Origin of the sequence: Streptomyces sp. (assembly GCF_036524955.1) — a bacterium.
Classification (GTDB): Bacteria; Actinomycetota; Actinomycetes; order Streptomycetales; family Streptomycetaceae; genus Actinacidiphila.
Map to the genome: position 1 here is coordinate 1 of NZ_DATDBG010000039.1, position 24,310 is coordinate 24,310.

Genomic DNA, 24,310 nt, shown 5'->3' on the forward strand with positions numbered 1-24,310 from the left:
CCGGCCGCTCCCCGGCACTTCCGTGCCCATCCCCGTAACCCCTTTCTCCGGGCCTGAGAGCCGCCCGTGCCGATCCCCCTGTGATGATCGGCTGTTCCTACCCAACCTGTACGGGCATACCTGCGGCAACAGCGCGCGGACACCGGGGAGTGGGGCCGATGTGGCAGCCCGTGGGGTACGGCCCACCTGCAGGCGCGGGGCGACGGGGGCGCGCAGGACGCGCTGACGCCCGGGGCGCTGATCGCCGGGCACTGCAGGGAGTTGAGCCCGCCCGTCTGGTCAAGGGTGTCCGCGCGGTCGGCCTCCACGACCCCCTGCGGACCTGGATCGGTCTCCCACCGCCCGGCATGTCCCACGTCCCGTCGGCCCCGGGAGCGTACGGACCTGCTGCGGTCACCCGCCCCTGACCGGCCGCGACGCCCCCCGGTCACCGTTGCCGCGCCCGGGGGCTGCTGCCCTGGTGCTCGTCCTCGGACTGAGCGGCTGGCGGTTTTCTCCTGCGTGCAGGAGTACAGCGACCCGGGCTACCCCCGCACCTGTACCGGCACCCGCTGACCTGCGAGCGCAGCCTGCGTTGGCTGCTCTCCGCCCCGCCCGCCTGCGCCACCTGGGTCACGGTCGCCCTCGCCCTGGCCGCCGCGGTCGCCGCCTTCGCCATAGGCACCGCTCTCCCGTCCCCTCGGCGCGGCGCTCGGCCTGCTCCTGCTCCTCGACAGCGTGGCCGCCCTGACCATCCGGCACACCGAGGAACTGCTCTTCACTACCGACGGGTTGCCCGACTCCCTGCTCGCCCAGCGGTTCTTCGACCTGTTCCACCTGCTCGCCGGCCTGGCCCTCACCGCTCTCCTCGTCCCCTGTGCCGCCCCGCGGCCCACTGCCTGGCCGGTGCCGCCCCGGGGCTACGCCCCTGCCCCCTGGGCCCCTTCGCCCCCACCTCTCTCACGCCCGGGCGCCTTCGGCCCGCCCCCGACTTGCCGCCCCACTTGCCGCCCCGAACTCCCCATGTGGGCCAAGCCGTCCCGGCGGGACACCGTTCCTCGGCGAACCGCCGCCCTATCCCCGGCTGCGCCGCCACCGCCGCCAGGTCTTCGGCAGAACTGACCCCGGCTCCCCGGCGGGGGTCTGGCTCAGCTCCCGGAGCCGGGCACGGCCAGCGTGCGGCGGAGGAAGTCGACCTGGAGGTGGAGGAGGTTCTCGGCGACCTGGTCCTGCGGGGTCGTCATGTGGGTGACGCCGGACAGGGGGAGGACTTCGTGCGGGTGGCCGGCGGCCAGCAGCGCCGAGGAGAGGCGGAGGCTGTTGGCGACGAGCACGTTGTCGTCGGCGAGGCCGTGGATGATCATGAGAGGCCGGGCCGGCGAGGCGAGCTGGGGGATGCCGGAGGCGGTGACGACCGAGTTGGCGTCGTAGACCTCGGGGTGCTGGTCGGGGTGGCCGAGGTAGCGCTCGGTGTAGTGGGTGTCGTAGAGGCGCTGGTCGGTCAGGGGAGCGCCGACGATGGCCGCGTGGAAGACGTCGGGGCGCCGTAGGGCCGCCAGGGCGGCCAGCGTGCCGCCGAAGGACCAGCCACGGATGGCCACCCGGCCCAGATCCAGCGGGTACGTCTCCGCGAGCGCGTGCAGCGCGGCGATCTGGTCCTCCAGGGGGACCCCCGCGAGGTCGCCCGCGACGGCCTTCTCCCAGGCGGGGGAGCGGCCAGGGGTGCCGCGGCCGTCCGCCACGATCACCGCGAAGCCCTGGTCGGCGAACCACTGGGACACCAGGTGGACGTTGTGCGCCGCGTAGACCCGCTGGCCGTGCGGGCCGCCGTACGGGTCGAGCAGCACCGGCAGCGGGCCGTCCCCCTCCTGGTACCCGCTGGGCAGCAGGACGGCGGTGGGGATGCGGCGCGGGCCGGCCTCCAGCAGTCGCGGCCGGGCGGTCAGCGACGGCGCTTCCGTGTACGAGGCGAACTCGGCGATCACCGTGCCGCCGCGCAGCACCCGGGTCCGGGCGCCCGGCCGGTCCAGCGCGGTGGACGTCACAAGCGTCAACTCCCCGCGGCGCATCGCCGTGTGGGCCCCCGGCTCCGCCGAGACCCGGACGGCGCCCGACCCGCTCACCCGGTAGACGTGCACCTGACCGGTCTCCGGGTCGGCCGCCGCCTCGCCCGCGGACGCGGTGACCAGCACGTCACCGCCCGCCTCTCCGGTATCGCCGGCCCCGGCGTCCAGCACCGACCGCAGGTGCAACTCCCCGCCCGTCAGCGTCTTCTCGCCCGCCTTGAGAACCCGCACCCCGTCCTCGTCCACGATCCGCACCAGCTCGCCGGAGGGCGTCCAGGCGGGCGATCCGGGGAACAGTTCAAGCCAAATTCGGTCTTCTTCGATCTTGAGGACGCTGGTCGCCCCCGTCACCGGGTCCACCGTCAGGTAGACCTGCTCGCGCTGATCCCGGGACTGGACCAGCAGCAGCGGCGGCCCGGCGGCCGACCAGTGGACCGCGGCCAGGTACGGGTAGCGCTCGCCGTCCCATGCGACGTCGCGGCGGGAGCCGTCCAGCCCCAACAGGGTCAGCGTGACGACCGCGTTGGCCGTACCCGCCGCCGGGTAGGCCACCTCCAGCGGCGGCCGGTCGGGATGGGCGGGCTCGGAGATCCACCAGCGCTGGACCGGCGACTCGTCCACCCGCGCGGCCAGCACCGCCGTACTGTCCGGGGACCACCAGAAGCCCCGGCTGCGGTCCATCTCCTCGGCCGCGATGAACTCCGCGAGCCCCCACGTCACCGACGCGCCGTCCGGCTCGGCGAGCGCCCGGTCACCCGTCCCGGTGGTCTCGACGACGCGCAGCCCGCCCCCGGCCGCGTACGCCACCCACCGCCCGTCCGGCGACGGCCGCGGGTCCACCACCGGCCCCGGTACCGCCAGTTCGCGCGCGCCCGCCGTTCCCGGGCGCAGCTCCGCCACGAAGAGCCGCCCGGACAGCGCGAAGGCCGCCACCTCCACCGCGTCGTCCACCGCGAAGCCCACCACGCCCGCGGAGCCCTCCCGGCTGCGCTCCCGCCGCGCCCGTTCGGCCGCCGGGAGCCGCTCGTCCGCACCGCCCAGCAGCGCCACCGGGTCCGCCACGATCCGCTCGCCGCTCCCGGCCGGCGGCACCCCCGCCCCGTCGCCCGGCCCGCCCCGGGCCACGTCCAGCACCCACAGCAGTTGCGCCCGCTCGGTCCCCGACCGCGACCGCACGAACGCCACCCGGTCCCCCCGCGGCGCGATCGCGAAGGCCCGGGGCGCCCCGAGGGTGAACCGCTGCGTCCGCGCGTACTGGCGCGGGAATGAGAGGTACGTCATATCCGTGACAGTAGGCGGTGCCACCGACAATCGCCTCCGGATTTGCGCCCGCACCGCACGTACCCGCCCGGACCTGCACCGGAGCGCCGCCGGGTCGGTTCGCGCCGCGCGCGTCCGGTGGCTGGATATGGTCATGCGCCCCCGCGTGCTTCCGTGCTCCGACATATGCGGTGGCACGGAAAGTTATGATCCGTAGCCGTGGGTGGGTAATAACCATGTGGCAACTGACATGACCCTGCGTACTTGGGAGGTGAGCCGCTGTGGCACTTTCGATTTCGGCGGTGCTGCTGCTGCTGGTCGTCGTCTTCTTGTTGATCCGCCGGTCCGGACTCAAGACCGGGCATGCCGTCGCCTGTACGCTGCTGGGCTTCTACCTTGCCAGCTCGTCGGTTGCCCCGACGATCACCGATTTCACCACCAACGTCGCGGGGATGATCTCGGACATCAAGTTCTGACCCGAAGTCGTACGCTTCGTCCATGACCGATCTTCCCGCAGGCCCTGCCGCAAGCCTTCCCCCGCGGCGGTTGCTGCTCGTCCACGCCCACCCGGACGACGAGACGATCAACAACGGGGCGACGATGGCCAAGTACGCGGACGAGGGCGCCCTCGTCACCCTCGTCACCTGCACCCTCGGCGAGGAGGGCGAGGTGATCCCGGAGGAGTTGGCGCACCTCGCCGCCGACCGGGACGACACCCTCGGCGAACACCGGATCGGCGAACTGGCCTCCGCCATGGCCGAACTCGGCGTCACCGACCACCGTTTCCTCGGCGGCCCGGGCCGCTACCGCGACTCCGGGATGATGGGCGTGGTCCAGAACGACGACCCCGGCTGCTTCTGGCAGGCCGACGTCGACGAGGCGGCCGGCCACCTGGCCGAGGTGATCCTCGACGTACGGCCCCAGGCTCTGGTCACCTACGACGACAACGGCGGCTACGGCCACCCCGACCACATCCAGGCCCACCGGGTCGCCCTGCGCGGCTACGAACTCGCCGCCGACCAGGGCCACCGCATCGACCGGGTGTACGAGATCTGCACGCCCCGGTCCGTGGTCGAGGCCGGCTTCGAACGGCTGGCCGCGGCCGGCAAGGAATTCCCCTTCGAGTCCATCGCGAGCGTGGACGACGTCCCGGGCGTGGTGGACGACGAATTCGTCACCGTGGCGGTGGACGGCACCGCGTACGCCGACCGCAAGACCGCGGCGATGCGCGCGCACGCCAGCCAGATCGCGGTCGACGGCCCGTTCTTCGCACTCTCCAACGACCTCGGGCAGCCGTTCTTCGCCACGGAGTACTACCGCCAGGTGCGCGGTGAGGCGCTGACCGAGGGGCGCGGCACCGATCTGTTCCCGGCCACGGGTGCGGCGGGTGCGACGGATGCCGGGGACGGCAGGGCCAGGGATGCCAGGGACGCCAGGGATGCCGCCGGGGCCACCGCCGCGCCGGAACCGGCGGACGGTGGCCCCCGATGAGCGGCCGGGCGCGCCTGCTCGCGTACGCCGTCCTCGGCGCGCTCGGGGCTCTCGTCGCGGTCGCCGGGTCGCTCGTGCAGGCGGGCTGGTTCCCCGGCGGGCTGCTGCTGGCGCTCGCGGGGTGCGCGGCGCTGTTCTACGGCGGCGTGCGGGCCACCCGTACGCGACTGGGCGCGGCGGTGCCCGCCGCGGTCTGGGTGCTGTGCGTGCTGCTGCTCAGCACGTCGCGGCCCGAGGGTGACTTCCTGTTCGCGGCCGGCGTCGGACCGTACATCTATCTGCTCGGGGGCGCGATGACCGCGGTGATCTGCGCGAGTGTGCCCCAACTGCCCTCATCAGGGCTGAATGCTGCCTGACGTGCCGCCTGAAGTGCCGCCTGACGCGGCTCCCGACTTGGCGAGCGGGGGCGGGCTCGTGGTTGGCTGACCGCGAGCGTTCTGAGGGACGAGGGTCGCTGTTCCACGCCGGTCGGTATGGTGGTCGCGCCGGCGGGCCGCCCGCGGTGAGATGCGCGGGGCGGCGAAGCTAACCGGGAGAGCCTGTTTTGAGTCGTGAAACTGACAGTCCGTCCTCCGGCCCCCAGGGGCGCGGCGGTGCCGCGTACCCGTCGGGGACCCAGCCGTACGGCGCGCGCCCTTTCCCCTCACTGCATCCGCAGGAGCGACCGCGCCCGGCGGGCGCCCCCGAGGCCCCCGAGGCGCCGCAGCCCGGCGTGGAGCCGCCGGCCGCCGAGCCCAAGACCGAGACGACGCTGACCACCCGGGTCAGGATCAACATCCCCGGCTCGCGCCCCATCCCGCCGGTCGTCGTCCGGACCCCGGTGGAGACCCCGCCCGGGGCCGACCAGCCCACCACCGAGATCCCCGCCCCGCCGGACCCCTCCCCCGAGGAGGAGCCGGAGGCGGCACAGGAGAAGGAGCCGAGCGACTGGTTCGCACCGCGCAAGCCGGTGGCCGCGCCGCAGACCGCGCCGCAGACCGCGCCGGACGCGGGGCCGGGCGCGGACCCGTTCGCGCCTTCCGGCGCGGGCTCCGGTACGCAGCCGCGTACGCCGTCGGCCGCGGACCCGTTCGCCGCTCCCGGCGCCGGCCGCGGTACGGCGCCGGGTACGCCGTCAGGTGCGGCTCCCGGTCCCGTTCCGGCTCCCGGTCTTCCCGGTCCGGCTCCGGTTCCGGCTCCCGGTTTTCCCGGTCCGGCTCCGGTTCCGGCTCCCGGTCCGTTCGGGGAGCAGGTGGCCGGGCACGGGCGGCCCGGCGACCCCGACGACGCCCCGTTCGCCGAGCTCCGGGTGGATCCGTTCACCGACCGGCCGTACACCGAGGGGCCGTTCGGCGAGCGGGTGTACGCCGATGCCGAAACCGGGTCGACGCCCACCCCGCCGTCCCCGTCCCCGTCCCTGTCTCCGTATCCGGCACCGGCCGCGGACTCCCCGCCGGGCGGTCCGCGCGGACTCGGGCCGCAGGACACCCCGGCGGCCGGCTTCCCCTCCCTCTTCGCGGGCGGTGCCGACGGCACGGGGGACTTCCCGCCCGGAGTGCCCCACCCCGCCGACCCCTTCCCGGCGGGTTCGCCGGACGCGTACATCTCGGGCCCGGCGAACCCGCAGTTCCCCGGTCCGCAGCCGCCCGTGGGCCCGACGACGGGCCCGGCCACCGGCGCGATGCGGCTTCCCCTGGCCGCGGAGCCGGACGTCGGCCTCCGCCCGTCACCGCAGTTCCCGCTGCCGGGTGGGGGCCCCTCCCCCGAAGGCGGGGGTCCGGTCTCGGACGACACCCTGGTCAACGGCATCCCCCGGGTGCCGCCCGCCGAGTCGCGTCCCGCGCCGGCTCCCGCACCCCAGCCCGTACCGGCCTCGCCGGCCACCTCGGCGCCCGCGAGGAAGAAGGGCCGCTCCAAGCTGGTGCTGCTCGGCGTCGCGGCCGGGGGCGCGCTCTTCGTGGCGTACGGCGCGGGGCTGCTGATGAACCACGCCGAGGTACCCAAGGGCACCACGGTGCTCGGCGTCGACATCGGCGACAAGAGCAAGGAGGACGCCCTCAAGACGCTGGAGACCGCGCTGGGGAACCGTACGACCGCCCCGCTCACCCTCAGCGTCGGAGGCCGTCGGCAGAGCCTCAAGCCGTCCGTCGCGGGGCTGTCCGTCGACACCGACGCCACCGTCCGGGGCGCCGCGCACACCGACTACAACCCCGTCTCCGTCATCGGCTCCCTCTTCGGCGGGCCGCGCACGGCGGAACCGGTCATAGTCGTGGACGAGGACAAGCTGAAGGTCGCCCTCACATCGGTCGCGGGCAGGAACAGCGCGGGATCCGACGCCATGGTGCGGTTCTCGGAGGGCAAGGCGATCGGCGTGCCCGGTCGGCCCGGCAAGACCTTCGACGTGAACGCCGCCGCCAACAAGGTCGCCGCCGCCTACCGCGCCCGCGCGGAGTCCGGCGTCGACCAGCCCGTCGCCCTCGCGGTCACCACCGCGCCCCCGAAGGTCTCGCAGGCCGAACTCGCCAAGGCCGTCAACGGCTTCGGCAAGGCTGCGATGTCCGGCTACGTAACGATTCGCGCCGATGATGTGCACTTCATCACGTTCGGCCCGAACAGGTCCCTGCCGAAGTTCCTCACGATGCTGCCCACCCCCGACGGCCACCTCGCGCCCCACATCGACCTCGCGGTCCTCGAGTCGCTCTACGGGGGCACGTTCGACGGCGTCCTCCTCGAACGCGGCAACGGCACCAGGACCCCGGTCACCCCGCAGGACATCGCCACGGCGATGATCCCGGGGCTCAGCTCCACCGTCACGGCGGACCGTACGGTGACGCTGCCCAACGTGGCGCAGTAGGAGCGGGGCGTACCGGCCTCCGCCCGTACGCACCGGGGCGTGCCGGCCCCGGGGCGTACGGTCAGCCCCGCTGCCACCAGTGCCGCTTGGGCGACGGGGTCAGCGCGTGGATGGCCGGGCGGAGCTTGTCGAAGGTCGCGACGGTGCCGGAGTCACGGGGGCCGGCGGAGCCAGGGGCGTCGCCGGGGCCGCGGGCCTCGCCGGGGCCGCCCGGCAGCAGCAGGCCGAGGCAGACCAGCTTCACCTGGCCGCCGGCGTGCGGGAGGCCCGCGAAGACCGGGGCACCCGCGCAGCCCTCGGGGAGCGGGCCCGACCACCGTGTGGTGCCGTCCGCCGTACGCGTGACCGTGCCGGCGAGCAGGGTCTGCGGGCGTTCAGGGCGCCGGTGACCGGGGTCCCCGGTGACCTCGTGGCCCAGGGCGTACGCGGGAACGGGCTCGGCCCCCAGCCCGGCGATGTCCTCCGGCTGCGCGGCGAGACCCGCGGTGACCTCCTGGCTCGCCCAGCTCCAGCCCTTCCGCTCGGCGTGCAGGTGCAGCTCCACCGTGGGCATCACGGCCACCCCGAGGTCGCCGGCCCGGGACCACTTCTTCGCGAAGCCGGGCATCACGAGTTCGTCGACGGGCAGTTCGGGTTCGGCGAGGCCGGCGCGCAGGGTGAACTGCCCGATCTCGTAGCGGGTCAACGGCTCCGCGGTCACCAGGTACTGCCGGATCACCTCCCGGTCCTCCGCGACCTCCACCAGGTCGTTGTACCAGAACGCGGTACCGAAGTTCCGGTCCGCGCGCGCTGCCTGGAACGGCAGGGTCGCACGCGCCGCGACGTCCAGCACGGCGGTGGTGATCAGGCTCTCGGAGTACCCCGTCATGTAGTCGGAGTACTCGGAGTCCTCGGAGTACTCGGGGTACTCCGAGGACGCGGAGGAAGCGGGAGTATCGGGCACAGTCCCGGACCCTACTACCCGGCTGCGCCGGGCAGGCCCGCGACCGCCCGCACCCCGCGACTGTCTCAGCCGTTCGGCGAGCCCCGTGGCGGCCCTCCCGCCGGTGGAGGTGCCCCTGGAGCGGGGGAGCGCGGGGTGGACGGGCCCGGGTCAGGCGAAGACGACGTCACAGACCGAGACGAAGAACTCGCCCTTGCCGCTGTGGCCGCCGTGGCCGCCGTAGATGTTCACGAAGGCGTGGCGCCCGCTCTTCCTCGGGACGGTCTGGATCACGTGCGTCTCCGTCTCCTCCCACGGCGTTCCTTCGGAGTGCTCGCCGGGGCCGCCGTAGAGGTCGACGAAGAACGGGAACGGTTCGAGGGTCTCCCAGGAGATGCCCTGGTCCGGCTGCCAGCCGTCGACGGTGACGAACCACTGGTGGGTCCAGGTCCAGCCCCGGTGGAAGGCGGTGTAGCCGTACTGGAGGACGAGTTCGTCGGCGGAGGCGCCGATCGTGGTGGTCGGCCAGTCCGCTCCGCCCACCTGTGACGGCGTCAGGTCCAGGCCCGCGAACTCGGTGCGGTTCGCCGAGGCGATGACCGGGCCGCGGCCCGCGAAGAACTTCCGGTACTCCAGGTACTGGCCGTTCCACGGCGGGTTCTCCACCGTCCCGGGCGGAACGATCCCGGCCCAGTCCCCCGGGGCGGTGATCCGCTCGCGCGCCGCCGCGCACATCGGCGAGGGGTCGTTCAGCGGGAGGGCGTACAGGGCCCGGCTGACCGGCCGGCTGACGCTGCCGTGCATCGGGGCGATCTCCTCGGCGGCGGCCGGCGCGCCGCTCTCGGAGTACGGGTTCACGTACGCCACCGCGTCCTTCGCGTCGACGGTGACCGTGTTCGTCCACGGACTCCAGCCGTCCGCCTGCCTCGCGCGCACCTTCACCTCGTACCGCGCGTCCGGATCGGTGCCCAGGCTCACCCAGTGGGTGCGCGCCAGGTTCCAGTACGAGCCCCACGTCGGCAGTGCGTGGAACCCGACGGCGACCGTCTGCCTCAGCTCGCCGTCGTTCAGCTCCACCTCGTACAGCCTCGGGTAGCCACCCGCCGTGCCGCTCTCCCAGTCGCCCGGCCTCCCGGCACCGTTGTTCTCGCCGATGGTCCACTCCAGCGAGATCCCGTACAGCTTCTCGCCGCCGTCCGTGCGGTACGTGGCCGCGGCCCGCAGATCCCTCGGAGCCGCGATCTCAGTCTTCCCACTCATGGGCGTCCTTCCCCGGTGTGTGCGCACTGCCCCAGGACTCCTCGCGGTCGCGAGGACTCCATTGCGGATGGTAATTGAACGAGTACGGAAAGTGATGTTCTTTCGGGCGGTTCCAGCCCGGCGTACTCGCCGCTCGCGGGGGGCGCGCCGAGGGTGCGCCCCGAAGTGCTTCCGCGCGCCCGTGCGGCTGCCTCCCCGGATGGCCTGACGGTGCGTCACCATGGGCTACGACCAACGCGTCGGGACGGCGCGGGAGGACGGAGAGCCGTGGCTGACTTCGGGGAGCGGCGTCGGCGGCTCGCGGAGGCGATGGAGCGGCGCGGCGCCTGGCCGGCGCCCTCTCCGTCGATCCGGCGGGCCGTTGATGCCGTGCCGCGGCACCTCTTCGCGCCCGACCGGTCGTGGCGGCGGGACGGTCGTGCGTACGCGGCCATTGACCGGGCCGCGGACGTCGACCGGTGGGCCGACGAGGTCTACGGGGGACCCGACGCCGCCGCCGTCACCCGGCTCACCGACGGGCTGCCGTCCTCCAGCCCTCTCGGCGCAGGGCGTAGGCGGCCATACGGCCCTTCAGGGCGGCGTAGTACGTCTGCGCGTCGGCGAGGCGGTTCTGCACCACGTACACGACTTCGGCGGTCGCCGAGGCCAGTTCGCGCCGCCGGCGAGGCGCCGGCCTGGATGACGACCGGTCGCCCCTGCGGCGTGCGCGGCACGTTCAGCGGGCCGCGCACCCGGAAGTGCGGGTCCTCGTGGTCCAGCCGGCGCACCTGGGCGGGATCGAAGCAGGCGCCGCTTTCCTTGTCGCGGATGAAGGCGCCGGCGTCCCAGCTGTCCCACAACCGGGTGACGACGTCGACCGCCCGAGTCCCTTCGCCGACGCGCCGAGCCTGAGCATGCGCTTCGACGTCACGATCGGTCCTCGTCCGGCGGGGAGGCGGGAAGCGGCTCGGCGCAGACGGTCAGCGCCCTGCTGGAGCGGGCGTGCACGACGGACCCCTCGCCGACCAGGATCATGGAGCCCAGGTACTCGCCCAGGGAGCACATCACGCTCAGCTTCGGGGTCAGCCCGGCGAACTCGGGGGCGCCCTCGCCCCACGTCCGGTCGTCCTCGACCGCTTCCTGCACGATCCAGGTGGTACCGGCCGCGACCTCTTCCCAGGCCGCGTCGAGGACCGCCCGGGTCCCGTCGGCGGCTGCGTCCAGGACGTGGACGCCGTACCCGGTGCTGCCCCGGTAGAGGTCGCCGCCCGCGTACTTCAGGAAATACCGCCGTCCGCCGAGGACCTGCTCGGTGAACTCCTTCCGGGAGACGAACTCGCCGTCCGCCGTCTGGACGCCGTCCGGCTCCACGATCGCGGTGTACGGGAACAGGCTCCGGTCCTGGTCGGTGAAGAAGTCGGCGGTCAGCCGCCAGAACGGCAGCGCCGTCACCACCTTCGTGAAGAACATCCAGTTGGTCGACGTGTCGTACAGCGCCGGTTCCCGTGCCGCCCTGGCCAGCAGTTGATCGTGGTGCTGCGCGGCGAACAGGGCCTGCCAGGAGTGCGACTTGACGTGCTGGATGTCCGCGGGGCCGATCCCGGAGTCCCAGCCGAAGTACCGCACCCCGAGGCCCCGGGCGCGCTGGATGAAGTACCGCATACCGGTCTGCGCGGTCGAGGTGTCCAACAGGTGGAGCAGGCAGGGGTCGGTGGTCCGGAAGGTGCGCCGCAGCGCGTCGACGTAGGCCGCGACTGTGCCGGCCCCGTCCGTGCCCAGCGGGCCACGGCCACGGAAAGCGGCGTAGAAGTCGCTGAGCAGCAGGTACTCGCCCCAGCCGGACCCGGGAACCTGTATCTCGAAGAGCTTCCCGCTCATGGACTCGTCGGTGCGGAAGCTCTGCGGGACGGTCAGCGCCGCGGTACCCATCCGGCGGTGGAATCCGAGGTCGAGGTGGGGCGGGCAGCCGCCGTAGATCGCCTTACCGACGGCCGGTGGCACCTCGCCGTCCAGTACCGCCCGGTAGACCCGCAGGCAGCCGCGGAAGAAGTCCGGTACGGACCGGCGCCGGTCGCGCGACAGCGCTGCCCGCTCGGGGGAGGGCTGGAAGGGCCGTGGCGTGGGCGGAAGCGGTATCGACGCCCCGGCGCCGAGCCATTCCCGTAGATGCGCCGTGAACCAGTCCCGTTCCTCCCGGGTGAGCCAGGGGGCGGTGGCGCACAGGGGCGGTCGGGACGTGGCCGCGGAGGCAGCGGCAACGGTGGCAGCGGGCATCGGTTCGATCGTCGTCATGAGGGGGCACCCCAGATCCGGTCCAGAACGCGCAGCACGTTGCCGCCCACGGCAGCGGCGACCTGCTCGTCGGAGTAGCCGCCGCGCACCAGCCAGCGGGTGATGTTGGGGAAGCACTCCGCCGGGTTCTCCAGCCCGGTCACGTACTCCGTCATGACCAACTCCGGTCCACTGGCGAAGAACTTCTCCAGGTTCAGCACCCCGGCCAGCGCCCGGTGCAGTCCGACGTGGTCCCCGAAGAAGGTGTCGGGGCCGAACGCCACGTGATCGATACCCACCAGGTCCACGCAGTAGCGGAAGTGGTCCATCACCGACTCGATGCCGTGCCGCCGGTGCGCCGGGCTGACCGTCGTGTGCGGCGCCGCCTCCCGTCCGATGAGGCCGCCCTTCGCCGCACACGCCGCAAGGACCTCGTCCGGCTTCATCCGGACCGTGTCCCACACCGCGCGGGCCCCGGCGTGTGTGATGAGTACCGGCTGCTCGCTGGCCTCGATCACGTCCAGTGCGGTGCGGTCGCCCGCATGCGAGAGGTCGATCGCCATGCCGAGCTGGTTCATCCGCCGCACCGCCTTTCTGCCCAGTTCGGTCAGACCGTGGTCCACCGGCGCCTGCAGCCCGTAACCGAGGGCGTTCTCCTCCAGGTACACGACACCCAACTGCCGGACGCCGAGCCCGTAGAGCACGTCGATCCGGTCGATGTCGCCCTCGATGGACTCCGCACCTTCCAGGCCCAGGACCAGAGCCACCCGGCCGGTGGCGTGGGCGGTGCGGATCGCGTCGGTGGTGCCGGCGGTGACCACGAAGTCCTGGTGGGCGAGATCGCACAGCCGCATGCCCAGGTCGGTGATCGTGTCCTGCCAGGACCAGCCGGGGCCGCCCAGGTTCTCGAACACCGCGTCCAGACCGGACCGGCTGAGCCCGGCGTATCCCAGGGCGACATGCGCCGCCTTCTGATACTCGGACAGTTCCTCGGGGCGTGCGGGCAGCCGGATCGGATGGTCGTGCAGGGAGACCACCACGTTGTCGGCCAGCAGCCGTTGGGCCCGGTCTTCCTGCTCGGCGGTGAGGCCGAGCTCGTACCCGGGCACCCGGTCCGTCTCAGCGGCCAGGTCGAAGGGCCGGTAGTCGATGCCTTGGGTGAGGTAGGAGTACGCCGTGTAGCCGCTGTAGTTCTTGCGCTTCACAAACCACCCGCGATCATGAAGGAGATCTCAGCTTGTCGGTCGAGCTTTCGCACGCAACGAAGTTGAAATTCGAACTGCGAACAACCGTCCCACGACACGGGGATAAGCGCTCGGCAAGCCGGCCCGGCCCGGCCCGGCCGGAGTCCGCTGCAGACCCTGGAGGACCGTGCCGCGGAGTACGACCCGGGACGCCGAGCCGGAGCCGATGGAGCTCACCGCCGGCCCACGAGATCGTGGGGAATGGATCGTTGCGGCGTGCGACCGCGGAGTTCGGGCCCACGACCACGCAGACGTACCGCTCCCGCGTCACCCTGTGCCGCGACGGGCCCGACGGGCGCCTGCGACCGGACTACGAAGGGGGCTGCGCGGACATCGCGATCCCGTACCGCTGCGCGGGAGAAGCGGCCCTGGCTGTCGTGACCGAGGCGTACCGGATCGCCCGGACCCTCGAAGAGAAAACCGGGCTCGGGGGATTCGACTGCCAGACCGGCCGGCCGACGGCAATGAGTGACGTGCTCATCGCCGTCGGCCGGGCTCGACGGTGTATCCCGTCGGCCCCCCCAACCTCGCCTGACCGCACAGACGGCGTCGCGGACCGGCCGGACGGCGGCGCTCTACGCGAAGGTCGTGGTCAGCGCGGCGTCCAGTTGCGCGCGGGTCGGCGGACGGGCGCCGGCCTGTTCGCAGGTGAGGGCGCCGGCCACGACCGCTTGGCGCAGGACGTCCCGCAGGGAGTCGGCGTCGGCGGGGAGGCGGACGGTGGGGGTACCGTCAGAGCCGTCGGAGAACAGCAGCGCGGCCAGCAGGGCGGACTGGAAGGCGTCGCCGGCGCCGATGGTGTCGACGACGTCCACCTTCGGGGCGGGCATGGTGACCTCCGCGTCCGGGATGTAGGCGGCGGCGCCCTCGGCCCCGAGCGTGGTCACGACCAGCCGCGGGCCCATGGCGAGCAGCCCGCGCGCGGCCTCGGCGGTGGACAGGTCGGGCCACAGCCAGGTCAGGTCCTCCTCGCTCGCCTTGACCACGTCGGCCACGGCGACGACGCGTTCGACCGCCGTGCGGTAGACGGCACGGTCGGGCTGCACGCCGGGCCGTATGTTCAGGTCGACCGCGACCGTCCCGCCGGGCCGGGCGCGCATCTCGCGGCAGGCCTCCCGTACGCGCTCGGCGCCCGGCTCCACGACGATCGCGAGCGAACCGGTGTGCAGCAGCGTCGCCTCCGGCGGCACCGCGAGCCGCAGCGGGTCCCACGCGGCGAGGAAGTCGTAGGTGGCTCCGCCGGTGGCATCGTCGACGTACGCCAGCGCCAGCGTCGTACGGCTCGACGCGCTCTCCGCGCGGTCCACCGGCACCCCGATGCCGTGCAGGTACTCCGCGACGACGGCCCCCGGCGGGTCCTCGCCCCAGCAACTCACCAGCGACACCGAGCGGTCGAGCCGGTGCAGGCCCACCGCCACGTTGGCCGGGCTGCCCCCGGCCAGCGGCGCGACGGACGTGGCATTCGTCCGCCACACGAGGTCCACCAGCACCTCACCCATGACGACGACATCGGTCGGTGCGGGGGTGCCGTCGGTGAGGACGGTCGCGGCGGCGGTCACGACGCCAACTCCGGTTCGGGGCGCTTGTCCTGGATGTCCAGCGCGGCCAGATCCCAGGCGTGGACGGTGTAGGCGGCCGCGGAGCCGTCGCCGGTCGCCTGGAGCCGCCACGGGCTGCCGCCCACCGGGTAGAAGCGGATCGTCAGCGCCTCACCGGCAGCGGTGAACACCTCGGCGACCGAGTGGTCCAGGACGACGCGGAGGTCCGCGGCTTCCTCCCCGACTGGCAGGCGCCAACTGCCGCCCTTGGCACGCGGGTCGAGGGAGGCGTGATCGCGGTCGACGACCAGGTCGCCGGTGGCGCGGTCGTAGCTGAGGTCCAGGTACTCGGTGCCGTCCGCGGAGGTGACCACGCGCAGGCCGGCCCCCGGGGCGAGGCGGGCGGTCAGGTCGCTCGCCTGGCCGATCTCGCCGAGGTCGACGGGTTCCGCGTCCGCGGACACCTCGCCGGAGACGTCGACGCGCTGGTCGCCGCGGAGCCGGTCGAGTTCGCGGGCCGGGCGCTGACGCACCGATCCGTACGGCGTCCCGTCCCTGGCCAGGGTCAGTTCGCGGGGCGGGGAGAGCATGCCCGCCCAGCCGGCCTCGTCGATCCACTCGCCGGGGGCGCCGACGCGCTCCTCGTCACGGGCCTCCCAGATCCACGCCCACATCAGCCACCGGCCGTCCGGGGTGGGGGCGATCGCGGGGGCGTAGAAGTCCGGGCCGTGGTCGAGGCGCTGCGGAGCACCGGCGGTGAAGGCCCCGTCCTCCTCGCGGCCGGGCCACGCCACGGTGCAGCTGGCGCCCTCCTCCGGGTCCCAGGCGCTGGCCAGTACCGCGCCGCGGCCGTCCCCGAAGTGCGCGTACTGGGCACACTCCCAGCCTTCCTCGGTGTTGGCGCCGCCGGGCAGCGGCTCGACGTCCCGCGCGAGGAACAGGCCCCGGTACGTCCACTCCTCCAGGTCCGCGGAGTCGTACTGCACCGCCGCGCCGCGCCCGTCCTCCAGGGCCGCGCCCACCAGCATCCGCCAGCGGTCACCGTCGCGCCACACGTACGGGTCCCGGAACATCGTGGTGCCGTCCGGCGGTTCGGCGATGAGCAGGCCCTCGTGCTTGGTGAAGGTCAGACCCCCGTCCCGGGAGAGGGCACTGGTCACCGGCTGGTACCAGCGGTCGGCGTGCCGCGCGGAGTAGAACGCGACGAGCTCGCCGTCGGACTCGACGGCGTTGCCCGACCAGACGCCCTGCGCGTCGTCGCCGCCCGGAGTCGGCGCGAGAGCGATCGGCAGCAGCTCCCAGTGCACGAGGTCGGTGCTGCGGAAGTGGCCCCAGTGCATGTCGGCGTGGCGCGCGCTGCGCGGGTTGTACTGGAAGAACACGTGGTGGTGGCCGTCATGGTGCACCACGCCGTTGGGGTCGTTGAGCCAGTTGAGGGGCGGACGCAGATGGACGGCGGGAAAGTGCGGCTTCCGCGCGGGTGAGGAGGACACGGCAGGTGCCTTTCTGTGGACACGGCAGGTGTCGTACTGCGGTGGGGCGGCGGGCGTGCGGGCGCATGGTGCGGCCGGGCTACGGGGCGGGTGCCGCGGCGCGGTGGGCGCCCGCGTGGTGCGGGCGGGCGTACGAACGTGTGGTGCGGCCAGCGTACGGGCGCGGTGCGGCCGGCGTACGGGCGTGGTGCGGCGGGAGCGTAAGGGGCGGGTGCCCGCGTGGTGCGGGCGGCCGTACGCGCGGCGTACGAGCCCCCGCCCCGCACCCACCCCTCAGCCCGTCAGCCTCTCAGCTGCCCGACCGCTCGTCGTAGCGCCGCCGCACGTCGGCCGCGTGCCGGGCGTTGGCCTCCGACTCCTGGAGCGACCGCTCGCCGCGCTGCCGGGTGCGCTCGGCCAGCCGCTCCATGTGCCGCTCGAACCGGGCCTGGTAGCGCTCGCGCATGACGGCGATCTCCTCCGCGACGGTCCCGCTGCGCGGTGCCGGGCGCGGCGCCGGGTGGCCGGCCGGGCGCACGGGCAGCCGCTCCTCAAGGGGCAGGATGCTCGCCTTGGGCGAGGGCAGCGTCTGGTACCAGTACGCGGTGGACGCCCAGTCGTCGGACAGGTGGTTGCCGTGGCCGTGTTCGATGGAGACCTTGATCCGCTCCTCGAAACGGACCGGATCGGTCACGTGGAAGCGGTAGTTGACCGAGTAGCCGGGCACGTCGGCCTCGTGCAGGATCGCGCCGTGGTAGAGGTAGGCGTTCTTCTGCATGCCCCAGGCGTGGTTGAAGTAGTCCTCGGTGCCGGTGCCGTGCAGGGAGGGCGGCCACACCGTGCCGCCGTCGGGCAGGAAGTCGTCGTCGATCCAGATCATGTCGTTGCCCTCGCCCCACCAGCTGCCCTGCCGGTGGTAGACGGAGAGGTTGCAGCCGACGTAGTGGCCGGTGCCCTCGGTCTCGAGGATGACGTAGTTGTCCTCGCCGGTGACGTCGACGATGTTGACCTCGGGGCTGTTGGTCTGGATGTCCGGCGCCCAGCCGTTGCACGGGTTGCTCCGGCTCCACCGGGAGTGGAAGTAGAGGGTGTCCTCGGGCAGCGGCTCGGGGTACAGCTCGAAGTCGACGTAGAAGTACTGCTGGATCGGCAGGTCGTTCTCGTTGACCAGCTCGATGACCGCGCGCTTGTTGAACGGCATCGGAGCCCAGCAGTTCAGCGCCGCGCTGCCGCCGAAGATCAGGGACTCCTCGGGCTTCGCCGAGACGGTGAACAGCGCCGACTGGTAGCTGTTGGGCATGCAGTGCCCGATGCCGAAGAAGTCGCCCAGCGGGACCAGGACGGCCGGCTCCTCCTCGTCGTCCCAGGTGATCCGGATCAGCACCTTGCGGTAGTAGTCCGGGTCGGGCTCCTCCCAGTTGACGCCGAGGGCGTTGTGTATCTCCATCACCGGCGCGACGGTGTCCGCTTCCAGCGGGTCGATCAGGCCGGGCCCGAGGGTGCGGCGGCAGAACTGCGTCATCCAGATGTGCGTGATCTGGCCCGGACCGCGCAGGTCGGCGAGGACCCGGCTGGAGTGGGCGGGCGTCGTCCAGTAGTCCTGGTTGCGACCGCGCTGGTCCCAGCTGGAGACCCGGGCGGAACGCGCCGCCTTCGGACGGGTGAGATGGGCAAGGGGGGAGGAGGACACAGGGGTGACCCTTTCGATAAGTGCTGATGGTGATGTCGGGCGGTGGGGAAGCGGCCTCCCGCACCACTCATTTCCCGGCCCGGAATCGCCCCTGCCGGAGCGCGGAACCGGCGGCCCCTCGGCCTACCCGGCGGCGTTCGAGCAGCCGCACGACTCCCGGTAGGTGATCTCCGGCTCCAGCCGTACGGACCGGTGGCGGGCCTTCGGGTCTCCTTCGAGGCGGCCGAGCAGCAACTGCATGGCCGTGGTCCCGATCTCGTACGCGGGCTGCGTCACGGTGGTGATGCCGGGCCGGAACAGGTCCGCGTACGGGAAACCGTCGAACGTGGCGAACGCGAAATCGTGTGGCGTACGCAGCCCCAGCCGGCCGGCGGCCTCCAGGACTCCGGCGGCCGATCCGGTGCTCACCGCGACCACGGCGGTCGGCGGCTGCGGCCGGCCGAGGACGCTGAGCATGCCTTCCCTGGTGTCGGCCGACAGACCGCTGCCGGTGACGATCAGGGACTTGTCGGCTTCGATGCCCGCCTCGGCCAGCCCGTCCAGGTAGCCGCGGTGGCGCTCGGCTATGGTCGGAACCTTGGTGTCTCCGGCCGCCAGGGCGATCTGCCGGTGGCCGTGCCCGACGAGGTGCAGTACCAGATCACGCATGGGTGCGGCGTTCTCCACGCCCACCTGGTCGGCGCGGACGCCGCCGAGGCGGTCCATGAGCACCACCGGAGTGCCCTGCTCCTGGATCGTGCTGATCTCCGAGCGCTGGGAACCGCCCACCGGGGCGATGATGACGCCGTCCACCTTCCGGGCGGCGAGTACCTGGAGCGCGCGGGACTCGGTCGCGGGGTCCTCCGCGGAGTTGGCGAGCAGCAGGGTGTAGCCGGCGGACGTCGCTTCGCGTTCGACGCCGTGGATCATCTCGGCGAACGCGGGCTGGGAAACGTCGGAGAGGACCAGGCCGATGGAGTCGGTCCGCGACCGGCGCAGCGCACGGGCCACCCCGTCCTGACGGTAGCCGGTCTCCCGGATCGCCTCGTCCACACGCGCCCGGGTCTCGGCCCGGACCGGACGGGTTCCGTTGACGACATGGGACACGGTGGACGTGGAGACTCCCGCCAACCGTGCGACCTCAACGATCGTCACCACTACGCCATCGCCGCCTTGTCATCGAAACGTTTGCGCAACCATGGCATGGGCCGAGTTGTTACGTCAACGGCCGTCGGCCGAGCGCATGTGGGCAGTATGAGAGGTTTTCTACCCATTGACGCGCGTGGATTGGCGATTCTGGAGCCGCTGAGGCGGGGTTGACAACCCAGATGCGGAAACCTCTACGTCATGAAGTCTTGACAGAGCTAAGAGTCTGAGTAGTTTTCATCGAAACGTTTTCCCAGACCATGGCACTTCAGAGGTGGGCACATGTCGAGCAATGTCGCAGGCATCCGCAGAAACGGGGCCGCGGCGGCCCGTAGAGTCGTCGGCGGCGGGCGGCTGACCGGCACGCGTCCGACCCGCGTGCGCCTGGTCGGCGGCGCCACCGCAGTCGTGCTGGCGGCCTCCGCGCTGACGGCCTGCGGCTCGGCCACCAACAGCGGTAGTTCGACCTCGGACAGCGTGATCACGCTGTCCATGCACAACCCCAACAGCCGTGAGCAGGACCCGGCGACGTACCAGGTCGTCCAGGCGTTCAACACGAAGAACCCGACCATGAAGATCAACCTGGTCGGGCAGACCGTCGAGCAGCACGAACAGCAGATGACCATCGCGGCGCAGAGCGACACGCTGCCCGAGGTCTTCTGGGTCTACAACTCGCTCGCGCAGACGATGGTGAAGAACGGCAAGCTGCTGGACCTGACGCCGATCCTCAAGGAGACCAACCTCCAGTCGAAGTTCGCGCCCGCCATGCTCTCCGGCTTCAAGCAGGGGAACGTCCAGTACGGGCTCCCGTACCAGGCGCTGGTGACCGGCTTCTACTACAACAAGGGCATCCTCAAGGACGCCGGCGTCACCCTGCCCGCCACCTTCGACGACCTGCTCGGCGCGGTGAAGAAGCTGAAGGCCAAGGGGGTCGTGCCGATCGCCCAGGGCGCGAACCAGTCCGCGTTCAGCGTGTGGGCCTTCCTCACCATGCTCGACCGCTTCGGGTACGAGGAGAAGTACCCGAAGATCCTCAGCAAGCAACTCTCCTACGACAACCCTGACTTCGTCCGTCTCTACGAGCACATACGTGAACTCGCCGAGGCCGGCGCCTTCCCGTCCAACATGACCACGCAGACCTACGCACAGTCGGTCTCGTCGTTCATGACCGGCAAGGCCGCCTTCCTTGACGCGGGCGTGTGGGAAGCGGCGAAGCTCCAGCACAGCCCGATCGGCCCCCAGGTCGGCTTCTGGGCCGGTCCCACCTTCTCCGACGGCGTGGGCAAGCAGGAGCTGGCGATGAACGCCCCCTCCGCGCCCTTCGTGGTGAGCGCCAAGGTGAAGAAGGACCCGAAGAAGTTGGCGGCGGTCAAGGCGTTCATCGGCTTCTACTACAGCGACGAGGGCCAGCAGCTCCTGGTCAAGAACGCGCAGCCGCCGGTGACCACGTACTCGCCGGCCGGCGGGACGGAGCAGGACACCGTCTTCGGCGCGGTGCTGAAGGAGGTCTCCAAGCCCGGCTGGACCAGCCCCCAGGCCCAACCCGACCTGGTGGTCTCGGCGGAGACCGCGAGTGCCATGTACGACAGCATCTACGGCGTCATGCAGCGCGCGCTCAGCCCGAAGGACGCGGTCAAGCTCGTCCAGAAGTCCATCAAGTAGCCGACCTGTCCTGACTCAGCGGGGTCACCATGCGGGGTGACCCCGCTGAGGAACAGCGTCCACAGCCCGAACCGACAGGGATGAGCATGAACTGGCTCAGCAGACGCCGGCACTTCACCCTCATGATCGCACCGGCGTTCATCCTCTACACCATGTACATGGTGTACCCGATCGTGTACTCGATCTATTACAGCTTCACCGACTTCGACGGCGTCTCGTCGGCGAAGTTCGCCGGAGCAAGCCACTACCGCGAGATGGTGCAGGACACGATCTTCTGGACCTCGATGCGCAACACCGGGATCATCCTCGGCATCGCGGTGCTCCTGCTCATCCCGCTCGGCTTCCTGCTGGCGGTCCTGCTGAGCGGAAACGTCAAGGGAAGCGCCATCATGCGGCCGCTGGTCTTCGCACCGGCGATCGTGGCGCCCATCCTCGTCGGGCTGATCTGGATCTTCATCCTCGACCCCAAGATCGGACTGGTCAACGCCTTCCTGCAGTCGCTGGGCATAGCCGCCGGTCCGATGTGGATCGGCGGCAGCACCCTCAGCCCGTACTCGATCGCCTTCGTGTTCCTGTGGCAGCAGATCGGCTTCCTCGTCACCATCTTCTACGCGGGCCTGCGCATGCTGCCCAGGGACGTCATGGAGGCCAGCGCCCTGGACGGCGCCTCGCGGATCCAGCAACTGCGGTACATCCAGATCCCGATGCTCCAGGAGACCTTCGGCATCGTCACGGCACTGGTGGTCACCAACGTCTTCAAGATCTTTGAGCTGGTCTTCGCCCTCACCGGCGGTGGCCCGGTCCACCTGTCCGAGGTCATGGTCAGCTACATGTACCACATCACCTTCACCCAACTGCAGTACAGCTACGGAATGGCGCTGGCCGTGGTCATCTTCCTGTTCGGCGCGGTCGTCTCGGCCCTCACCCTGTTCGGACTCCGTAGAAGGGCGACGGCCCGATGAGCGTCGACATCGGCATGAAACCGCGCGGCCGGCACTCGGCCGTCCGGCTCCAGGCGGAGCCCGGGCCGGCCCGTCCCCGCCCCCCACGGCGCGGTCGCCGGACCCGCTTCATCCTCTCGGCGGTCGCGTATCTGGTCACCTTCCTGGTCCTGCTGCCGCTGCTGTGGATCGTGCTGCTGTCGTTCCAGACCAGCGAGAACATCCTGGAGCACCCGTTCTCGCTGTCCCATCTCAACCTGGACAACTACCAGCGGGCCATGGACACGCTCAACCTGCTGGTGATGTACAAGAACACGCTGATCCTGGCGGTCGTCTCGGTCACGATCGGCCTGTTCATCTCCTACATGGCCGCGTTCGCACTGACCCGCATGCAGTTCCGGCGCGGGCGCCGCGTGCAGAACGCGCTCCGGTACTACTTCCTGGCCGGCCTGGCCGTCCCCGTGTACATCCTGCTCTTCCCGGTGTACCGGCTCAGCGTCGACCTGCACCTGTTCGGTACGTACGCGGCGCTGATCCTCCCCTACATCGCCGTGTCGATCCCGTTCAACATCCTGCTGCTCACCGGCTTCCTCCGCGATCTGCCGGAGGAGATCGAACAGGCCGCCGTGATCGACGGTGCCGGCCTGTGGTCGCTGGCCTGGCGGGTCATCTTCCCGCTGATGCGCCCGGTCATGGCGACGCTGGCCATCCTCAACGTCATCTACGTCTGGAACGAGTTCCCCTTCGCCGTGACGCTGATCAACAAGCCGACGCTCACCACGGTGTCGCTCGGGGTCTCGCAGTTCCAGGGTGTCTACAGCGTGGACTACGGCGCCATGATGGCGTCCGCCACGCTGGTGCTCCTACCGCAACTGGTCCTGTACGCGGTGTTCCAGCGGCAGGTCATCTCCGGCATGACGGCCGGGGCGGTGCGCTGAGCCCCATCCCGCACTGCCTGTGCCGACCGGTTCCGTAGGTACTGGGCCCCACGTACGTCCTTCCTCCTGATGTACGTGCGTGGGGCCGTCCCCCCTCCCCTCCCACGAGGAGCCGCTCATGAATCCGGCACAACCACGCCTGTCCCGACGCACCTTGCTCTCCGGTGCGGTCACGGCGGCGCTCACCTCCGCCACCTACGCGGCAGCCGCGCGCCAGAGCACCGCCCGCGCGGCCACGCCCGCCAAGGCGCCCGCCCCCAAGTCGTCCGCCCACCCGTCGTACCACTCCATCGTCGGCGTTCTGTGACCTGATCCCCCCCACAGCTTCCGAGCGAGAGCCGCTTTTCGAAGCTCCAGCACCCGCAGAAAGGGACATACATGGCCAACACCGTGTACGACGTGACGACGTGGCCCGGTGCCACCGTCTCCCCGTACGTGGACCTCGGCGCAGTGATCAACCAGATCATCGCCGACATCAAAGTGAACCAGACCACCCAGACCACCAGACCCGGTGCCGTCATCTACATCCCGCCGGGCCACTACGACCTGAAGACCCGCGCCGTCATCGACGTCAGCTTCCTGGAGATCAAGGGCTCCGGTCACGGCTTCCTGTCCGAGGCGATCCGTGACGAGTCGTCCACCGGTTCGTGGGTGGAGACCCAGCCGGGCGCCAGCCACGTCAGGGTGGTGAACACCGACGGGAACAAGGAGGCGTTCCTCGTCCAGCGGTCCGGGAACCCCAGCACCGTCGGCCGGCTGAACAGCGTTGTCTTCCGGGACTTCTGCATCGACGGCGTGACGGACAGCAAGCCGTACGAGCCGGGCAACCAGAAGATCGGCATCTCGGTCCAGTCCGACAACGACGCCTTCCGCGTGGAGGGCATGGGCTTCGTCTACCTCCGGAACGCCCTCATCATCAACGGTGCCGACGCGCCCAACATCACCAACAACTTCATGGCCGAGGTCGGCTCCTGCATCTCGCTGACCGGCGCCTCGCAGGTCGCCAAGATCACCAACAACTTCCTGATCAGCGCCTGGGCCGGCTACTCGGTGTTTGCCGAGAACGCCGAGGGCATCGCCATCAACGGCAACACCGTGCTGTGGGCGTGCAACATCACGCTGAACAACTCCAACCGGGCTTCCATCACGGGGAACAAGCTGCTGAGCAACTTCCCCAGCATGGTCGCGCTGACCGGCAGCTGCTCGGAGAGCCTGATCTCCAGCAACCACTTCCGGCGGGTCTACGGCGACGGTACGAGCACGCGCTACGACGACCTCTTCGGCCTGGTCCACATCGAGGGCAGCAACAACGCGGTCACCGCGAACCAGTTCTCCCTCAACGTTCCGACGGGCAACGTCACCCCGTCGGGCGCGAACCCGACGATCATCCTGGTCGCCAGCGGCAACGCGAACTTCCTGGCGTCCAACAACATCTCCGCCAACCAGTCGGTCAAGATCGTGCTCGACGCGAGCACGACGGCGACGAAACTCCTCTACACGGCCGCGAGCGGCCAGGTCAGCGCGTTCACCACCAACTACTCGCTGGTGGCGACTCCGTAGTTCCGTAAGCCCTGCCGGGGGCTTGGCACGCAAGCCTGCCAAGCCTGCGGGGGGCCTGTCGGGGGGGGCGCCCCCCCCC

Annotated in this window: 18 protein-coding genes; 9 read left to right on the forward strand and 9 right to left on the reverse strand. The window is 71.3% G+C overall.

All coding sequences use genetic code 11. The annotated features are described in order from the left end of the window. Nucleotides 1-1,127: 1,127 nt before the first annotated feature. Complete coding sequence (locus VIW71_RS03405) at nt 1,128-3,326, reverse strand: S9 family peptidase (RefSeq protein ID WP_331620417.1); 2,199 nt, start codon at nt 3,324-3,326, stop codon at nt 1,128-1,130. Nucleotides 3,327-3,586: 260 nt separating this feature from the next. Between VIW71_RS03405 and VIW71_RS03410 the strand changes: the two genes are divergently transcribed. From VIW71_RS03410 to VIW71_RS03425, 4 genes are all read left to right on the forward strand, one after another. Next, a complete protein-coding gene (locus VIW71_RS03410) occupies nt 3,587-3,781 on the forward strand; it encodes a DUF2304 family protein (RefSeq protein ID WP_331620418.1) in 195 nt (64 codons plus the stop codon). Between the two features lie 22 nt (nt 3,782-3,803). After that, nucleotides 3,804-4,796, forward strand: a complete 993-nt coding sequence (gene mshB / locus VIW71_RS03415; RefSeq protein WP_331620419.1) for an N-acetyl-1-D-myo-inositol-2-amino-2-deoxy-alpha-D-glucopyranoside deacetylase — start codon at nt 3,804-3,806, stop codon at nt 4,794-4,796. Beyond that, a complete protein-coding gene (locus VIW71_RS03420; RefSeq protein ID WP_331620421.1) occupies nt 4,793-5,152 on the forward strand; it encodes a DUF6113 family protein in 360 nt (119 codons plus the stop codon). Before mshB ends, VIW71_RS03420 begins: the two co-directional genes overlap by 4 nt. 188 nt (nt 5,153-5,340) lie before the next feature. Next, nucleotides 5,341-7,629 (forward strand): hypothetical protein, encoded by a 2,289-nt coding sequence (locus tag VIW71_RS03425; RefSeq protein ID WP_331620422.1) that lies wholly within the window; start codon nt 5,341-5,343, stop codon nt 7,627-7,629. A gap of 61 nt (nt 7,630-7,690) precedes the next feature. On the opposite strand, the gene VIW71_RS03430 is transcribed toward VIW71_RS03425, so the two are convergent. The 8 genes from VIW71_RS03430 to VIW71_RS03465 all read right to left on the reverse strand — a co-directional run bounded on the left by VIW71_RS03430 (nt 7,691) and on the right by VIW71_RS03465 (nt 19,139). Continuing rightward, nucleotides 7,691-8,572, reverse strand: coding sequence for a hypothetical protein (locus VIW71_RS03430; protein WP_331620423.1), 882 nt, complete (start codon nt 8,570-8,572; stop codon nt 7,691-7,693). 150 nt (nt 8,573-8,722) lie between these two features. Next, nucleotides 8,723-9,811, reverse strand: a complete 1,089-nt coding sequence (locus VIW71_RS03435) for a lytic polysaccharide monooxygenase (protein ID WP_331620424.1) — start codon at nt 9,809-9,811, stop codon at nt 8,723-8,725. Between the two features lie 906 nt (nt 9,812-10,717). Then, entirely contained in the window at nt 10,718-12,082 is a 1,365-nt protein-coding gene (locus VIW71_RS03440; protein ID WP_331620425.1) for a hypothetical protein, read from the reverse strand. Further along, nucleotides 12,079-13,266: a dipeptidase gene (locus VIW71_RS03445; protein ID WP_331620427.1), complete on the reverse strand. Its 1,188-nt coding sequence runs from the start codon at nt 13,264-13,266 to the stop codon at nt 12,079-12,081. Before VIW71_RS03445 ends, VIW71_RS03440 begins: the two co-directional genes overlap by 4 nt. Nucleotides 13,267-13,880: 614 nt before the next feature. Next, entirely contained in the window at nt 13,881-14,864 is a 984-nt protein-coding gene (locus tag VIW71_RS03450; protein ID WP_331620428.1) for a PfkB family carbohydrate kinase, read from the reverse strand. Then, nucleotides 14,861-16,336 (reverse strand): glycoside hydrolase family 32 protein, encoded by a 1,476-nt coding sequence (locus tag VIW71_RS03455; protein ID WP_331620429.1) that lies wholly within the window; start codon nt 16,334-16,336, stop codon nt 14,861-14,863. Before VIW71_RS03455 ends, VIW71_RS03450 begins: the two co-directional genes overlap by 4 nt. 289 nt (nt 16,337-16,625) lie before the next feature. Next, nucleotides 16,626-18,005: a glycoside hydrolase family 172 protein gene (locus VIW71_RS03460; protein WP_331620430.1), complete on the reverse strand. Its 1,380-nt coding sequence runs from the start codon at nt 18,003-18,005 to the stop codon at nt 16,626-16,628. A gap of 123 nt (nt 18,006-18,128) precedes the next feature. After that, on the reverse strand, nt 18,129-19,139 hold the full coding sequence (locus tag VIW71_RS03465) for a LacI family DNA-binding transcriptional regulator (RefSeq protein WP_331620431.1): 1,011 nt from the start codon (nt 19,137-19,139) through the stop codon (nt 18,129-18,131). A 273-nt stretch (nt 19,140-19,412) separates the two neighbouring features. On the opposite strand from VIW71_RS03465, the gene VIW71_RS03470 reads away from it, so the two are divergent. The 5 genes from VIW71_RS03470 to VIW71_RS03490 all read left to right on the forward strand — a co-directional run bounded on the left by VIW71_RS03470 (nt 19,413) and on the right by VIW71_RS03490 (nt 24,231). Then, nucleotides 19,413-20,792, forward strand: a complete 1,380-nt coding sequence (locus VIW71_RS03470; RefSeq protein WP_331620432.1) for an ABC transporter substrate-binding protein — start codon at nt 19,413-19,415, stop codon at nt 20,790-20,792. An 86-nt stretch (nt 20,793-20,878) separates the two neighbouring features. After that, on the forward strand, nt 20,879-21,754 hold the full coding sequence (locus VIW71_RS03475; RefSeq protein ID WP_331620434.1) for a carbohydrate ABC transporter permease: 876 nt from the start codon (nt 20,879-20,881) through the stop codon (nt 21,752-21,754). Continuing rightward, nucleotides 21,751-22,671: a carbohydrate ABC transporter permease gene (locus VIW71_RS03480; protein ID WP_331620435.1), complete on the forward strand. Its 921-nt coding sequence runs from the start codon at nt 21,751-21,753 to the stop codon at nt 22,669-22,671. The genes VIW71_RS03475 and VIW71_RS03480 overlap by 4 nt, the downstream gene beginning before the upstream one ends. A gap of 118 nt (nt 22,672-22,789) precedes the next feature. Beyond that, entirely contained in the window at nt 22,790-22,978 is a 189-nt protein-coding gene (locus VIW71_RS03485) for a hypothetical protein (RefSeq protein WP_331620436.1), read from the forward strand. 71 nt (nt 22,979-23,049) lie between these two features. After that, nucleotides 23,050-24,231 carry a NosD domain-containing protein gene (locus tag VIW71_RS03490; RefSeq protein ID WP_331620437.1) on the forward strand — a complete coding sequence of 394 codons (1,182 nt, stop codon included), beginning with the start codon at nt 23,050-23,052 and terminating at the stop codon, nt 24,229-24,231. Nucleotides 24,232-24,310: the final 79 nt, after the last annotated feature.

Coding starts and splice junctions, on each gene's coding strand:
- VIW71_RS03405 (WP_331620417.1), bottom strand. CDS start 3,326: ATGACGTACCTCTCATTCCCGCGCCAGTACGCGCGGACGCAGCGGTTC.
- VIW71_RS03440 (WP_331620425.1), bottom strand. CDS start 12,082: ATGACGACGATCGAACCGATGCCCGCTGCCACCGTTGCCGCTGCCTCC.
- VIW71_RS03470 (WP_331620432.1), top strand. CDS start 19,413: ATGTCGAGCAATGTCGCAGGCATCCGCAGAAACGGGGCCGCGGCGGCC.
- VIW71_RS03485 (WP_331620436.1), top strand. CDS start 22,790: ATGAATCCGGCACAACCACGCCTGTCCCGACGCACCTTGCTCTCCGGT.
- VIW71_RS03475 (WP_331620434.1), top strand. CDS start 20,879: ATGAACTGGCTCAGCAGACGCCGGCACTTCACCCTCATGATCGCACCG.
- mshB (WP_331620419.1), top strand. CDS start 3,804: ATGACCGATCTTCCCGCAGGCCCTGCCGCAAGCCTTCCCCCGCGGCGG.
- VIW71_RS03420 (WP_331620421.1), top strand. CDS start 4,793: ATGAGCGGCCGGGCGCGCCTGCTCGCGTACGCCGTCCTCGGCGCGCTC.
- VIW71_RS03490 (WP_331620437.1), top strand. CDS start 23,050: ATGGCCAACACCGTGTACGACGTGACGACGTGGCCCGGTGCCACCGTC.
- VIW71_RS03480 (WP_331620435.1), top strand. CDS start 21,751: ATGAGCGTCGACATCGGCATGAAACCGCGCGGCCGGCACTCGGCCGTC.
- VIW71_RS03435 (WP_331620424.1), bottom strand. CDS start 9,811: ATGAGTGGGAAGACTGAGATCGCGGCTCCGAGGGATCTGCGGGCCGCG.